The organism is Legionella bozemanae (assembly GCF_900450575.1).
Taxonomy (GTDB): domain Bacteria; phylum Pseudomonadota; class Gammaproteobacteria; order Legionellales; family Legionellaceae; genus Legionella; species Legionella bozemanae.
Genome location: NZ_UGGY01000001.1, coordinates 3,584,798 through 3,599,542, shown reverse-complemented (window position 1 = coordinate 3,599,542; position 14,745 = coordinate 3,584,798). Strand labels below are relative to the sequence as shown.

The window sequence follows — 14,745 nt, the reverse complement described above, 5'->3', positions numbered from 1 at the left end:
GCAATGAGTACTTATAATCAGAAAAACAATAATAAAGAAACGGATATTTCTGCATTGTCACAGGTTACATCACCTAAAAAAGGTGGTTTTTTTACTGGCGTAAAACCCTTAATTGTAGGATTGATGATTGTTGTGTTGTTACTTTCCTTTGCCTTCATGCCCCATGCAAAAGCAACACTTGAAAAGGCAGAGGAGGAGAAGAATGTTCAGCACGATATGACGCGCTCACAAAATCTTGCGTTAATTGAACAGATGAAAACTGAAGCACAAAAAGCCTCAGTAATGAATGAGCCACACCCTATTCAAAAGCCAGAAAAACCACCCATACTGCGCCATAGCGTCAAATTGAATAAAGAGACCCTGGCACGCATGAATGCACCAACGACTTTTTTTAATGAATCACTCACGCTAAGTGAATCTGGAATGGGTGAAAACGCACAAGGAACTATCTTAAATGGTAACAACCCAAATGCCCAATTCATAAATCAACAAAATGACATTACATCGGTTACTGCCAAACGCCTGCCGCATCCTGAATTAACAGTCCCCGCAGGTGAGATGATTCCTGCAACACTAGAGACTGCAATTCACTCAGAACTTCCCGGAATGGCGCGTGCTATTACGACTCGAGATATCTATTCACTTGAAGGCGAAAATGTTCTGATTCCGAGAGGTTCTACTTTGGTCGGGCAATTTAATTCGACAATTACCGAAGGTCAAAGTCGTATTCTGGTCGTATGGAATCGCGTACAGTTAGCTAATGGGGTGATTGTTACTTTAAATAGTCCAGGTACGGACAGTATCGGACGTTCTGGTCAAGGTGCCGATTACATTAACCGTCACTTCTTTGAGCGTTTTGGTACCAGTGCACTTTTGTCTATTTTAGGTGCCTATGCTGCAAACAATGGGGTAAATGGCCAGGATGAGTACAACTCGAAAGCACAATACCGGATGGCAATTGCATCCAGCTTTCAGCAAGCATCAGGACAAACCTTGCAAAATGATTTAAACATTAAGCCCACCTTGCAAATTAACCAGGGAGCACTGATTAATGTATTTGTCGCCCATGATTTGGATTTCCATAGTGTAGGTTCTTCAAAGCTGCCTCCATCACCACAGTATCGGCGGGTTGCTTCATCATGGAAATAGCAGCGACTTCATTTTATGCTCCAGGCTCAGAGGGGTTGTTAACCCCTTTGGCTCCTTGGCTTAATGATAAGACTGTATCTGAGATTCTAATCAATAAGCCGCAAGAACTCTTTATCGAAAAAGAAGGGGTGATGCAACGGTTTGAATTGCCTTTGTTAACCACCATTCACCTCAAACGACTTTTTACGCTTATTGCCAATGAGAACGGACAAGTACTTCATGAGTCAACGCCGATTTTATCTGGAAATCTCTTTGATGGCTCACGGGTGCAATTGGTTATTCCTCCGGCTGCTAAAAACCATACACTGTCGATTAGGCGGACTTCAATTGCTGCACTGACACTTGAGAACTACCAGCATTCCGATTTTTATGAAATGACGAAAGGGTTTGATTTAAATGAGACACAAGAACATTGGCTAAGCAAGGAAGATCGGCTTTTGTTACAGCTGTATCAGGAAAAAAGATGGGGTGAATTTATTGCTCAAGCAGTAATGAGTAAGAAAAATATAGTCATTTCAGGTGAAACCTCATCGGGTAAAACTACTTTTTTAAATGCCTGCTGCCAGCACATTCCAGCGCATGAGCGGTTAATTACCCTTGAAGATACCTATGAACTCAATATTCCTCATGCCAACCAAGTCAATTTATTAGCCACTAAAAAGCAAGAGAAAGTGTCTTGCCTGCTTAGCATGCAAGATTTAGTGCAAGCCTCCTTACGACTAAGACCCGACCGTATTATCATGGGTGAAATCAGAGGAAGGGAGCTCCTTGATTTTGTAAGTGCATGTGCCACAGGGCACGCAGGGTCCATTACCAGTATTCATGCCAGCAATCCCAGAGTCGCCTTTATGCGCATGACCCAGCTGTATAAATTAAACAACGTGCCTTCTATGCGCGACGAAGACATACTGCGAGAGCTTCATGAGGTAATTGACATTGTTGTGCAGTTACAACGCACTGAAACTGGAAGACGCGTTATCTATATGTATTATAAACACCCCAAACCGAATGAGTGAATAAGATATTATGAATATTTTGCCTGTTTTAATCCTTTTGGGAATGACTCTTCTAATTAGTTTCGGTTTATGTAAAGGTGGCATATCTCGTATCCTGTCCGGCTACGCAATTGGGTTTATTGGTTTTGGTCTTGTGAGTTTATTTTTTTCCGTACTAATTTTTAGTGTTTGGCTAGATGAGTCTATTAATTCCCTGGATGACTTGCTGGCCTTCTTTCAGTCGAGCCAAGAGGAAGAAGAGCTGTTTCAAACATTAATAGTTTCTCTTATCGGTGGTTTTTTAATTCCTTTCACACTTCTCCTAATTACATATAAAGACCGTTTCAAGCAAGATAATAAAGTCTTAGGTAATGCACATTTTGCTACAGCATTGGAAACCTATAGGGCAGGGTTTCTAAAACAAGAAGAAGGTGCCATTCTAATTGGTAAAAAATACGGTGTACCGCTTTGGTCTAATGGTTTTGAACATGTTTTGGTATTTGCTCCTACCGGAAGTGGTAAGACTCGAAGTATTGGTATTCCTAACCTTTTGAAATATCCCTATTCAGTGGTATGCAATGATGTGAAACTCACTATGTATCAAACTACAGCGCACTATCGGGAGCAAGTCTTGGGGCATGAATGTTTTTGCTGGGCACCCACTGATGAACATGGAAATACACACCGATATAATCCCCTTGCTATGATATCTAGAGATAAAAAACAGCGTATCACAGATATTCAGCGAATCGCACATATTCTAATTCCTAACAGTAAAACATCAGACCCTATTTGGCAGCTGGCCTCACGTAAACTGTTTAAAGCGGTGCTGCTCTATCTTTTAGACACACCAGAACGCCCGACTACATTGGGTGAAATCAGCCGGTTAATAAAGCAACAAAATTTTGATGATTGGTTGGCGACAACTTTAGAAGAAACAGCCCATCTTGATCCAGAATGTTATCGCAATGCTTATTCCTATTTAAACAACCATGAAAAAACAAGAAGCTCCATTCTAGAAACACTTACTGGTTATTTTGAATTGTTCGAAGACCCAAGCATTGATGCTGCGACCTCAGATTCTGATTTTGATTTACGCAATCTAAGGCGCGAAAAAATAACGATTTACATCGGATTTAGTGATGACGATATGGAGCGGCTCGCACCTTTATTCACGTTGTTCTGGCAACAATTAATCTCCGCTATGATTCGGAAAGTACCTGATGTTAAAGAAGAGCCCTATCCTTTGTTGTGTCTCATTGATGAGTTTTCATCCCTCGGCCGTATCGAACGGCTTAGACGATCCCTAAAGCTTTTACGTGAGTATAGAGTGCGTTGTGTCCTCATGCTGCAATACATCGCCCAAACCTATGAACAATACACCCAGGATGAAGCCAAAGCGTTTACTAACATTAAAACCAAAATTGCTTTTGCAGCTGAGGATATTCACGATGCAGAGTACATTAGCAAGCTTATGGGTACACGCACGATTAAAGTCAATGCAGGATCAAGTAGTAATCAAAAGCATGGATATAGTGTATCGACGAGTTACAGTTATCAGGCTGTGCCATTGCTCAGACCGGATGAGGTGATGCGATTGCCTGCGGAGAATACTTTGATTATGCGGACTGGGTTTGCTCCTGTTAAGGCTGGGCAGTTTGTTTGGTATAAAGAATTACCCTGCGAAGAGTTTTAATGAGATCCTAGCATGGCCATAGATAAGTAATAAAACTCTAAAAGACTTTTCTTAAGGTAGTTATATAATTAAGGCATATATATTCCACTATAATAACCATGATAATAAAATAATTATATGGGGTAAATAATGATAGAATCCGAACATAGAGAGATAAGTATTTTTGAAGATTTTATTAATCAAATTTGTAAACCATTTGAACAACAATTTGAATCTAAAAAAGATTTTTGGAAGGATAACAGACCTACCGATTCTTTATGGTGTCGAATTAATTTAAGAGATGGTCGTTTTTTTAAAATTGAAATGGCACATCTATATTATCTTTATAACCATACTAGGTTCAACATACAAGAATCACAGAAAGAGCTAGAGAATTACTTAATGAAGAATAATTTTGCTGAGCCCTTACAATTTAGGATGGATCTACCTTAATTTAGAATGTTAATTTATTTACGTAGTATTAATATTCTTTAACGTAATACTTACCTCGGGTAGTCATGACGTGAAGTATATCATTAGATAAATGTGGAAAATGATTTTTGATTTTCTCAAATAAGATTTTATTACCGATTATTTGGTTGGCCATTTTGAGAATTTTTTTGTCGGCTTTTTCAGCCCAATAGCCGTTGGACTTCTTACGTTTATCAATAGCTTGTTCATACTGAACCAAGATCGGATATTCTTTCTTAAATTGCTCATAGAAAGATAGATTTCTAGAAATTTCTTTTGCAGGCATGGTCTTATCTAAAGTGTCGTACGTATTATTTTTAAATTTCTGTTTTTGATTGGCTTCATAGTTTATTACAAAGGTGTATTTATCTTTAATATCGTGAGCTATATCTGCAAGATGATTCACTACTTTCCCGATTAATTTGTCAGGGTCAAATCCACAGCGAGTTGCAAAATCTAGTGGCCAGTCGATGACATTATCCTTCGTTATTTTTCTGGAAAGTGTTTGTTTTAAATCGTTCAAACTTGGGTGTTTTTGGGTATCCGTATAGAGTTTTAAGCTTTGTTTGTGACGTGTCATAGCAACAAAGCTTAAATTTCGATCCCAGAATTTACTGTCTATAAAAACACGAACATGTTTCGCTGTCATGCCTTGGGATTTATGAACCGTGAGCGCATAAGCATAATCAATGGCTTTATATGTTTTTGGGATATTTATTTTTTCACCACTATCCAATTTGACGTGTAAGTTATTTTTATCTACAGCCTGAACTGTTCCTAAATCTCCATTTCTCACTCCAAGTATTTTATCATTTTGACGGAACAGTAAACGCTCTCCTGTTGAAATAAAGAGAGTTCGCTCATAACCCTGGCGCACAATTTCTTCTTTCCCCAAAACATTTTTATCCAGTAATGCCTGATGCGCTTTATCATTTAAATCAGCAACAGCAGCTCTGGAAAAAGCAAGCATAATCGAGTCTTTTAGAGTTTTTTTACTGATATCCTGTTGCCATTCCTCAATTAATTTATTGGAAGCTTCCTCAGGTGTATTAGAAAAATCTATCGCACCTTTTTTATGGTAATGAGTCAATGCTTCATCAATCTTTCCTTTAGCCAAATTAAGGCTTGCCTTGCGGTCTTCCAAGTCATTTTGCCGTTTGATGTTTTCCAACTCTATATATCCTGTATGAGCAGCAATGCCTCGAAATATTTCACCTTTATGGATGGGTTTTAACTGGTCTGGGTCACCCACTAAAATGACTTTACTTCTTGCTTTTCGTGCTTCTTTCATTACTAAAGCCATGTTGTCAAAATCAACCATGCCGGCCTCATCAACAACGATGACGTGCTTGTCTGTTAATTGCAGATGTTTATTGATAAGCCGATAAGATAAAGAAGCCATAGTGGACGAGGTAATACCGGTTTCTTTTTGCAATGCCTTTGCAACCTTTCCAGATAAAGCTGCACCGATTACCTGATGCTGGTGATGTTCATAGAAATCTTTCACAGGCTTTAATAGATAACTTTTCCCGGTGCCAGGGCGACCTACGACAACGCTGATGTCCGAACTTTGGATAATGTAATGTAAGGCCTGATGCTGCTCTTCACTTAATTTGTAATGGGAAGAAAGGCTATCTGTCTTTTGATTAAATACATGATTATAACGCTGCATCATCTTTTCAACGTCATTGTGCAGACGTGCTTCCTGAATGTATTGGTGGCGTGTGGTATAGGCTTCTTTTCCTTCGTCATTAAGGCCGAGTTTAATAACATGCCGATGGTTTAAAACGCATTCAACCAAACTTAAATATTCGTTAGGTGTTTGAGGACTTTTCAACGTTTTAAATAGAAGTTTCTCAATATCTACACGTGTAAAGACGCTATGTTGTGATGAAATATGATTAAGCAGTTCCTCTAGGTGATTTTTAGCCAGATCTTTTCTGAGTTCCTGAATCAACTCATTTTCTTCAAGTAAATAATGATTATCGGTTGATTTTATTATTCCATGGTGACGCTCAGGAATCAGATGATTGAAATCAACACATATATCAAGCTGGTGATCTTTAAAAAAATTATTTTGGAACTCTCGCCATTGTTCTCCCCAATAATCCTGTTCCACAATAAATCCTTTTGCAAAAGCAGGATTCAAATCACGTGCTTTATATTTGGAAAATCCTTCTTTCTCCAAACGACGGGTTGGTATGAGGATATGAGCATGTGGGTTACCATCCTCATGGTCATGAATGGAAATATCTGCAGGCAATCCATTTATAACAAAATGAATTTGGGCAAAACGTTGGGCAAGCTCAACTTGCTGAACCAAATCCAATTCTTTGGGCAATGCCAAAACTACATCCTTACACACTTGGGCATCAATACGATTTTCTGCAAGTTCGACTTGATTCCATAAATATTCTCGATTGAGAAAGGCTTCATCACAATCTTCGGGCAAGAGAATTTCGGAATAAACAACATCATGACGATTTGAAAAATCATAAGTAATACCAGTGCGTGAATCCACTAATCTCTGACCTGCACGATAACTAATTGCAGCAACGGCACTATGGCCTTTCGAGCGGCTATGAATGGAGACACGTGCGAAAGCAATCGCCATGGATTCACCTTAAATAAAAGCGCTCCATCGGTTGCTTGAAAAAAAGAAAAGACCTTCTCCATGAAGGATTTTTTTAGCAGCGAAGCTCTAATTTAGCAAACATTCGAAAGAATGTATATTGCGCACTTGAGAAAACCTCTGCGTGATTGTCAGATCTCGCAGCGCTCGGATTATTATGAAGATGTTGATTTCAAAGATCGTAACAGTTATGCTTTTTGCGTGAACTAAATTTGCGGAGAATATCATGTCAAAGAAGACATTATCGCAAATGGAAGAAGTACTCACGGATAGAATTGAAAAAGCTAAAATAAAACTTGATCAACTGCAACAAAAGCATAAGCTAGAAATCGGCTCTCTTGCCTATAAACATAATCTTCATCACTATGACCTTAACCGACTCGATTTAATCTTTGCCAAGATTGCTAAGGAGCTGAATTATGTCAATTCATGATCAAATCAAAAGGCAACAACAGGTTATTGTAAGATATGAAAAATCAATTGTTCTAGAAAGACTAAAAAAACGAAAAGCAGATACTCGGCGTAAAATTGAGCTTGGTGGGTTAGTGATTAAATCCGGAATGGACGGTTTTAATAAATCAGTAATTCTTGGTGCATTAGATTATTCTTTAAGTTTATTAAGAGAGGATGAAGACTATACTAATTTGTTCGAGACCAAGGGAAATAATTTATTTTTGAATAAATAAAATTTTTTGTAACTTAGAGCGGAAAATAAATGGATTTAACAACAGTTTTACTAAGTGGGGCATTAGGCACAATAGGGGGAGCCGGTGTATCTGGCTATTTAAATTTTATTCTCAATAATAAAAAACAAAGAATTCAATTAATTACTAATAAAATAAATAATTTGTATGCTCCTATTAATTTACATATAGAAATTATGTTGGGCTTTAATTCCTCTTTTATAGAAAAAGCTAAACCTTTTGAGAACTTAAAAGGAGAAGAATTAGATTTTTTATGTGAGGCCGTAGAAAAAACTGTCACAGGATTTTTAAAGCATCAAGAAAACCAAGGTAGAATAATTAAAGAAACTATTATTAAAAATTATGCTTTAGTAGAGCTTGAAGATTTAAAGACAGTGAATGATTATATTAAAAGTTATACTTATTCACTAAGTCACATTGCAGATTTAGGAATAAGTGAGAAAGAAATTAATTTAATTTTTACTCCAAATACCTTTGAAGTATTCTATCCTTCTATAGAATTTGTAAATTTATTCCGAAACAAATACTTACATTTGAAAAATTTATTATTACAAGAAATAAACTCTAATTTATTAAAGGAATTATATAAAAATCTCAAAATTAAATTTATTAAATATAAGCCATGGAAATGCAATTGAAGATTGTTTTTTCCTTATTCCTCATCATCGTTGCTTCTTAGTAAAATCTTAATTATTTTTAACTGGAGGGCCATTTCCCGCGCACTATTTGCTATTTCATTTATCCCAAAACATATTATAAATAAAAAAATAAAAATCGATATTTTGAAAAAATGATTGAAAATCCATGCAAAAACAACGTAAATAGAGCTTAACAGAATCTCCATATCTAATCCTCCAATTTTTATAACAATAATAGCAAAAATCTAAGGGTTAGGTCTTTCCTTTATCCACTTAAATAATAATCTATTACCTCAGTACCACAGGAGAATCTTGCGCCTGGAGTTCGAGCATTAAAACCAAATGCTTGGGAAAACAATGGGCTTTACACATTGCCTTAATAGAAGGGATATGAAAATCCTTACATTGGTAACTGGCAACAGAAAGCACATGCAAGACTTTAACTTCTTCCTTGTGGTTATTAAAAAATTATAATAAAAAAAATAAAATTTCATTCATGGCAATTTATAAATATTGAAATTGGAACATATTTCAAATGCTTGTCACTGCCTGATTTCAAAAGTAAGCGTTGTACATTGTGATCTGTAAATCCTCCCTTTGGCATGAGAATTGATATTTTTGCTTTGAAATTATTGTGCTTATCTTCAATTTTCAATGTTCGAAGGTAACTTTTAGTTAGTTCCTCTCTTAGTTTTCTCATTTTTGTATTATTAATTGCTATATCATTTTTAATAATATTAAAAATTTCACGAAATGTATTTTTTATATTTATAAAAGGTTCTCTTTTTCCATAATCATATGTAATTTCTGGATTTAAATTTAATGTAAATTCTCGACTATTTATTTGCTCACTTAGGTTGTTCCATGGATATCGAGCTATACCTAAATCTCTGTATTGAGACTTTATTATCTGCTGCCATCTGCTTTCACTATCTGTAATAATAAGTGCACCAGTTGTCTGAGAAATATACAAAGACATTTCGAAATTTGGGACCATATTATATGCAAGAAAATTTTTAGATTCTGGAGAATCTTGTAAGGGAGCAAAAGGGTTACTTCTATTAGATTCGGAACAATAGTCAACAAGTTCTTTTAATTTATCCGATGAAATGTTGGGATTCTCTTTTTTGATGGATTGCTCTAGTATTTCTTTTGGTAGAGAAAAATAAGTTATAAGTGAGTCATCTTGAACAATATTTTTTAATCTTTCGACCTCTTTTTCATTTATTATTTCGCTCTCACTCCTCTGCCTTGCCATTTCATACATTTCTTTAGTAATTTTCAAATTAAAAGCAGTTATATCAGGAACTAAGTTAACAACTCCACTTTCAACAAATATTTGTAAATGTAAGATTAACCATAAATCTTTTAATAATTGCTGCCTATAAAGACTTGGATTTTTTATAGGATTAATTTCCTCCTTTAGTATTCCCGGATTCAAAAAGGGATGTTGTATTAAAATTTCATCAAAATAAGGTACTAATCCTGTTACAATATGAATACCGGTACTCCTTGGATCTAACATTCCTGTGTATAGAGCTCGCAAATTGCTATCAGGTTGAGGCAATAAACCAAATATATCGGTATTACTAGGCCAAAGACTTCCATAAAGACTGTAAATTTCAACTATTTTATTATCTGATAATCTTTGTCTAATATCATCCCAACTAGAGTCTTTATCAAGCTTTAAAATCTGGCGTATGCCATCATATAACACGATATTTCTTTCCCTAATACTTAATTCTTTCCAAGTTTTTCTTTTTCCTTTTGGAATATCTTTACAGCAATTTTTATATCTTTTACCACTGCCACATCCGCATAAATCATTTCTTTTCAGCTCACTTTCTACAATTACTTTTTTCAAATATTTATTTTCTGGAATTTTCCTACCAAATACGTCCTGACTATATGTAGATCCATCTTTGAATCCACCAATTATAATTTCGCTATTAAATCTATTTAGCTCGTTTTCCGGTGGTAGCAATGTTTTTTTCAAAGAACACCATGTAGATGAGACTATTTTTTCAGGATGTAACCAATCCTCGTTTGAAGATGCTATATATTTTTTTGCTCCTTTTTTTAGAATGTAGTTTATTTCCGAAACTTCTACTTCATTCAATTCTCTAGACCAAATAAAATCAATTGTACTCACTAGTGTTTCTCTTAGAAATTGAGGGTTTGTTCTTTTTTCTAAAGGGTCATCTTCATGGTTATTAGCATATTCAAGATTTGTGAGTATTAAGCAGTGATTTTCATTTAAAGGAAAAATCGTTTGTGAACCTTTTAATAAGATTGAAGGATCATTTGGGTATTTACACTTTTCATCATTTGGGAGACAAGCAGGATTATACACAGTTACTGGATGATCAGATAAGATGAATTTTATATTGGAATTTTTTGCTGAAACTATCTCTCTTACTCCCTCTGTCCATATAACACAATGTAAATTATGTATAGATTGCATTTCTTTCATTAACTGTTCTTGTTTGAGACCAGAATAGTGATTCTTTATCCAGTCTAAACCTTTAGGGGTCCTAGTCTTTAGTGCGTCAATAAATTTAAAAAAATTTTTAAAATTTTTATGCCACCCATGACAATCATTTATAGTGTAAGCCCTGACAGCAGGTGCTCCTATGCGATCTATTTCTCCAAAGAGTAACCTCTCAATATCATCATTAATGCAACTACCGAAAAAAGTAGTATATAAATCATATTCATAAAAGCACTGTTGAGGTGAAAAATAATGCGTATTTTTCATAGAGATTATTTTACCGTCTGGCAGTACTTTTTGTTCGGGATACAGATCTAAATACACTAGTTTGCTTGAGGAATGTGACAAAAAACCTTTTTGATACCACACGGGCACATAATGATTTTTTCTTGTTTTTTGTATTTCGGAGTTCATTTAATAATAGGTCTTTAATATTTTTAGGAAGATTTACTATTAATAGTAGTACAAAAAAAATTATGGCTACAGTTTAGACAAATACTTTACATGAACGGATAAATTACTACTATAAAGAAGAATTAATTAAAAGAGTTGCAGAGGGAATTTTATCCCTACAATCAGATGAAAATATCCAGAACAATATTAAAGACACTAGACAACGGCTACACCATTAAAAATTAAGCAAGCGTTTAATATAATTTAACTTTTTTAATAAAATTTACAAATACATAATCGGGTCTAATATTTACTTTTTCTTATCAAAATTAATGATAAATTCTTTAATATCTTCAACTCTCCAGGCAGTAGTTCTCGGCCCAAGCTTTACAGGTTGTGGAAAGCGTCCTGATTTAATGCCAGCCCACCATGTTGATTTACTTATAGGAATTAATGCCGGAATAGGGGGATTTGCTTTATTGTCGCCGATGATTTGTTTAAGTCTTAGAAATCCTGTATTAGGAAGTTGCGTCATAATGTGATTAGTCAGGATAAATGAAGGCATCATATAACTTAGTTTCGTATTTTAAAAGTGTTAACTCGATTTAAACTATTCCTTATTCTAAATTCTAGAATATAGAATAAAGGTATTAATATAATCAAACCACAGACATTGTTGTTTTAGCAAAACTTTTCGCTTGCCAAAATAAAAACGGATCTCTAAAACAGTTTTATTTAATTCACCCTAATAGAAAGCTAAAATTATGAGCCAAGATTAATCATCTTGCACATCTGTCCATTATGGAAAATTGCTACATGAATGGTTTTACTCTATGGCTAAAGTTATAATCATTCACTGCTTTTAACTAAAAACAAAGAGGATTAGGTTCTATGGGCACTGGTATAATCATGCCGTTTCAAAATGTCGTTATTGCAGATGATACTAAACTGATTCGATTTTTAGATAGATATGGGGCTGAAAAGTCTGTTGGTACTATGGAGCACACTGAAATAAATTGCACTTTTCATTATGGACTATTGAGTCATTATCAAACTATGGAAACAAATGCGGGTGATTCCCAAGAAAGTTCTACCGCTATCAATTTAGGTAATGGTATTGTTGGAAGTGATACTACATGTAATGATGCTCTTGTTTCCTGCTGGTCTATATGGGATGGAAACGATGATCCTTGGGACTCATTTAAAGAAAGCTCATTTGCACAGAATAAAAATAACGTTTGTGTTATTACTTCAACTGTTGGGAAAGTAAGAAAAATATTTAATCAAACCATCGAAATCAGCAGAAAGCTACTAGGCAATCATTTCCCTCATATTGTTTTTCTCCCATATGATAGCGCTATTACCTATTACCCTGAAGCTTTTGGTATTGAACATGAGCTTTGGGAAAAAATGACCGATCCTCATCGATATGGATTAGGTATGCGAACATTATGCAATACTTTTCATAAACGTGATTCTAATGGAAAAGGTCTATGTTATGCTGCAGAAAAGGAATATCGATATGCAATGGTATTGGGGATGCAACGATTTTTTGGGGACGATTTAAAAATTGCATTAAGCGCAGAGGATGTAATGTGGCGTGACTTCCCTTTAATCTTAACAGATGGTGTGCACTACATTGACAAAGTATACTTATTGGCACCAAATGATAGTATAGAAGCAACATGCTACTCTGCCAAAATTGAATTGGTAAGGAAATATTCGATTGAGCTCAGATCTTTAGATGAGATACGCCCCTTAGACCCCCAATCTACTATATTGATATAATTTTTTCATTCGGAGTATTATGAGTGATTTTGAAAGAACAGGAATTCATTGTTAGGTTAGCCATTTATCTTATGCTAATGTCGTTAGTTTATGCTGGAAGTAATTCCTACTATTAAATATCAATAAAGAGGGAATAATAGCGTTATATGGTACTTGGACTGATTTCTCGATTTTTTAGATACGCTGCTAAGTATTGCAGCGATCATAGAGCAAAGAGGTTTATATGGAATATAAAGCATGATCTGAAAAAACGGCACCATAGCGGCACCATTTGCTGACAATCAGTGACCATGGAGTACAATTCAGTTAAAATTTCCTTATCAAAGGTTAACCCTTCTCTATCTGGTCTTTCTTGGTCTTTAGTTGTCATGGAAGGAGTTTGCTAAAGATTTGTGAGCGGGTTCGATTCCCGCAGTCGCAATGAATCGGATTTTTGCCACTCATGTGAATTACATTCATTTAATCTGGTGGAGCAATGTCCAATAATTTAAACTAAAAAAAGCAACGTAATAAAGGCTCATTGTAGATTGACCTACTTTTTTCAGGTTTAACTATTTGGGAACATTAGAACTTTCCCCAGAGGATGGTCCCTTATATTCTTCTCCCACATTTTTTGTCTTAGTTTCATCAGTTTTAAAAAATCGTGTAGCTTGTATAGTTCCTGACTGTTTAGAAGGTTCTCTCAATTTTGCTTCAAGGTCGCTTACTTTGTTCTGAAGATGCATATTGATATTTTGTAACTGTCTGAGTTCTCTACTCAGTGCATCAACTATAGAGGCGTGAATATTAATTTGCTGACTGGTAACCTGACTCTGTTTACTAGAACGCCATACATGGGTCAGTTTTTCTGAAAGAAGAGTGTTGCTACTATTATTCTTGCAGAAATCCCTGATCTTCTCTAATGAATTGATAATATTGGCAATCTGTTCTTGATAGGCTGGTTGCTTGAATAGTAGGTGGCTCTTATCCTCATATAAATTGATTATTTCAAGTAATTTAGTATCAACAACTTTTTCCATGTTATTAATCATATCAATTTGATTTTGAATATGCTTTTTCACTTTTCCGGTTTTTATTTTTGCCGGCCTGTATGTTGCCTCCAGGAGCAAGTCTTCATGAGCCTTTTTAAGTGAATTAAGCGATTGATAGATTTCTTGGATTTCATTTAATTTTTCAGCAAAGTACTGATCAAATAAAACGGGAGAGAAATCGTCTTCTTTACCCCCAAAATCAATAGCTATTGCCTTAATTTTCTTTTCAACTGCGATGATTGAAACTTTGTAGCGATCGTTTTGCAACAGGATTTCATTTTTATTACGAGTTGGCATTTGTATAGAACCAAAGAAAGGATTTAATTGTTTAAATATAGGACAATTTTGAGAGAATAGAAAACCGGATAGTGGGTTATTTAGGTAACTTCAAAAGAACTGATTAGTTTTGAAAATTCTTAATATGAGCCACAAATAATGAATTACTTTATCAAAATGTCCGGGAAAGTGATGGTGGCTATAAGATTGAGAATAATATTGTAAGTCTTAGTGCAAGCGCTTGTAATGATAGAAATTGCGAACCTTCAGTTAATAGAACTTTTCTAAAAAATCATGACCCCTCAAAATCGCAAAAATCTCCAAACGATTGTGTTGTGAGCCTAAATACATCTGATGTAAGAAGTGAAAGGATCGAAAAATCTGGGACTAATTATGCTTTAAATGTTCTCCCAAAGCCTGAAAAAGATAATATCGCACATGCGTTCATGGTAGCGGGTTCGATTCTAGCCACCAAGCCAATTAACTCATTGATAAGTTAATC

12 protein-coding genes are annotated in these 14,745 nt (G+C 35.2%); 8 read left to right on the top strand and 4 right to left on the bottom strand.

Annotated features, from left to right (window positions below; translation table 11 throughout):
- The first annotated feature begins 3 nt into the window (after positions 1-3).
- From DY223_RS15900 to DY223_RS15885, 4 genes are all read left to right on the top strand, one after another.
- On the top strand, positions 4-1,149 hold the full coding sequence (locus DY223_RS15900) for a TraB/TrbI/VirB10 family type IV secretion system protein (protein ID WP_058458411.1): 1,146 nt from the start codon (positions 4-6) through the stop codon (positions 1,147-1,149).
- Positions 1,140-2,165 carry a P-type DNA transfer ATPase VirB11 gene (gene virB11, locus DY223_RS15895; protein ID WP_058458412.1) on the top strand — a complete coding sequence of 342 codons (1,026 nt, stop codon included), beginning with the start codon at positions 1,140-1,142 and terminating at the stop codon, positions 2,163-2,165. The genes DY223_RS15900 and virB11 overlap by 10 nt, the downstream gene beginning before the upstream one ends.
- Before the next feature lie 10 nt (positions 2,166-2,175).
- Positions 2,176-3,840: a type IV secretory system conjugative DNA transfer family protein gene (locus DY223_RS15890; RefSeq protein WP_058458413.1), complete on the top strand. Its 1,665-nt coding sequence runs from the start codon at positions 2,176-2,178 to the stop codon at positions 3,838-3,840.
- Positions 3,841-3,969: 129 nt separating this feature from the next.
- A complete protein-coding gene (locus DY223_RS15885) occupies positions 3,970-4,272 on the top strand; it encodes a hypothetical protein (RefSeq protein ID WP_058458414.1) in 303 nt (100 codons plus the stop codon).
- A gap of 28 nt (positions 4,273-4,300) precedes the next feature.
- Here the strand turns inward: DY223_RS15885 and traA are convergent, their stop codons facing one another.
- Positions 4,301-6,904: a Ti-type conjugative transfer relaxase TraA gene (gene traA, locus DY223_RS15880; RefSeq protein ID WP_058458415.1), complete on the bottom strand. Its 2,604-nt coding sequence runs from the start codon at positions 6,902-6,904 to the stop codon at positions 4,301-4,303.
- 244 nt (positions 6,905-7,148) lie between these two features.
- Between traA and DY223_RS15875 the strand changes: the two genes are divergently transcribed.
- From DY223_RS15875 to DY223_RS15865, 3 genes are read left to right on the top strand one after another with little or no spacing between them, the layout of a single operon-like run.
- Complete coding sequence (locus DY223_RS15875) at positions 7,149-7,355, top strand: hypothetical protein (RefSeq protein WP_058458416.1); 207 nt, start codon at positions 7,149-7,151, stop codon at positions 7,353-7,355.
- Complete coding sequence (locus DY223_RS15870) at positions 7,342-7,608, top strand: conjugal transfer protein TraD (protein ID WP_058458417.1); 267 nt, start codon at positions 7,342-7,344, stop codon at positions 7,606-7,608. The genes DY223_RS15875 and DY223_RS15870 overlap by 14 nt, the downstream gene beginning before the upstream one ends.
- A gap of 29 nt (positions 7,609-7,637) precedes the next feature.
- On the top strand, positions 7,638-8,264 hold the full coding sequence (locus DY223_RS15865) for a hypothetical protein (protein WP_058458418.1): 627 nt from the start codon (positions 7,638-7,640) through the stop codon (positions 8,262-8,264).
- Between the two features lie 490 nt (positions 8,265-8,754).
- Here DY223_RS15865 and DY223_RS15855 read toward each other — a convergent pair whose 3' ends face one another.
- Positions 8,755-11,169, bottom strand: coding sequence for a DUF4238 domain-containing protein (locus tag DY223_RS15855; protein ID WP_058458420.1), 2,415 nt, complete (start codon positions 11,167-11,169; stop codon positions 8,755-8,757).
- A 289-nt stretch (positions 11,170-11,458) separates the two neighbouring features.
- Entirely contained in the window at positions 11,459-11,683 is a 225-nt protein-coding gene (locus tag DY223_RS15850; RefSeq protein ID WP_058458450.1) for a helix-turn-helix transcriptional regulator, read from the bottom strand.
- A gap of 356 nt (positions 11,684-12,039) precedes the next feature.
- Here DY223_RS15850 and DY223_RS15845 point away from each other — a divergent pair, with 356 nt between their 5' ends.
- Positions 12,040-12,936, top strand: a complete 897-nt coding sequence (locus tag DY223_RS15845) for a hypothetical protein (RefSeq protein WP_058458421.1) — start codon at positions 12,040-12,042, stop codon at positions 12,934-12,936.
- Between the two features lie 551 nt (positions 12,937-13,487).
- On the opposite strand, the gene DY223_RS15840 is transcribed toward DY223_RS15845, so the two are convergent.
- Positions 13,488-14,264, bottom strand: coding sequence for a hypothetical protein (locus DY223_RS15840; protein ID WP_058458422.1), 777 nt, complete (start codon positions 14,262-14,264; stop codon positions 13,488-13,490).
- Between the last annotated feature and the right edge of the window lie 481 nt (positions 14,265-14,745).

Excerpts from the sequence above, each read along its gene's own strand:
- DY223_RS15900 (WP_058458411.1), top strand. The coding sequence starts at position 4 with ATGAGTACTTATAATCAGAAAAACAATAATAAAGAAACGGATATTTCT.
- virB11 (WP_058458412.1), top strand. The coding sequence starts at position 1,140 with ATGGAAATAGCAGCGACTTCATTTTATGCTCCAGGCTCAGAGGGGTTG.
- DY223_RS15890 (WP_058458413.1), top strand. The coding sequence starts at position 2,176 with ATGAATATTTTGCCTGTTTTAATCCTTTTGGGAATGACTCTTCTAATT.
- DY223_RS15885 (WP_058458414.1), top strand. The coding sequence starts at position 3,970 with ATGATAGAATCCGAACATAGAGAGATAAGTATTTTTGAAGATTTTATT.
- traA (WP_058458415.1), bottom strand. The coding sequence starts at position 6,904 with ATGGCGATTGCTTTCGCACGTGTCTCCATTCATAGCCGCTCGAAAGGC.
- DY223_RS15875 (WP_058458416.1), top strand. The coding sequence starts at position 7,149 with ATGTCAAAGAAGACATTATCGCAAATGGAAGAAGTACTCACGGATAGA.
- DY223_RS15870 (WP_058458417.1), top strand. The coding sequence starts at position 7,342 with ATGTCAATTCATGATCAAATCAAAAGGCAACAACAGGTTATTGTAAGA.
- DY223_RS15865 (WP_058458418.1), top strand. The coding sequence starts at position 7,638 with ATGGATTTAACAACAGTTTTACTAAGTGGGGCATTAGGCACAATAGGG.
- DY223_RS15855 (WP_058458420.1), bottom strand. The coding sequence starts at position 11,169 with ATGAACTCCGAAATACAAAAAACAAGAAAAAATCATTATGTGCCCGTG.
- DY223_RS15850 (WP_058458450.1), bottom strand. The coding sequence starts at position 11,683 with ATGACGCAACTTCCTAATACAGGATTTCTAAGACTTAAACAAATCATC.
- DY223_RS15845 (WP_058458421.1), top strand. The coding sequence starts at position 12,040 with ATGGGCACTGGTATAATCATGCCGTTTCAAAATGTCGTTATTGCAGAT.
- DY223_RS15840 (WP_058458422.1), bottom strand. The coding sequence starts at position 14,264 with ATGCCAACTCGTAATAAAAATGAAATCCTGTTGCAAAACGATCGCTAC.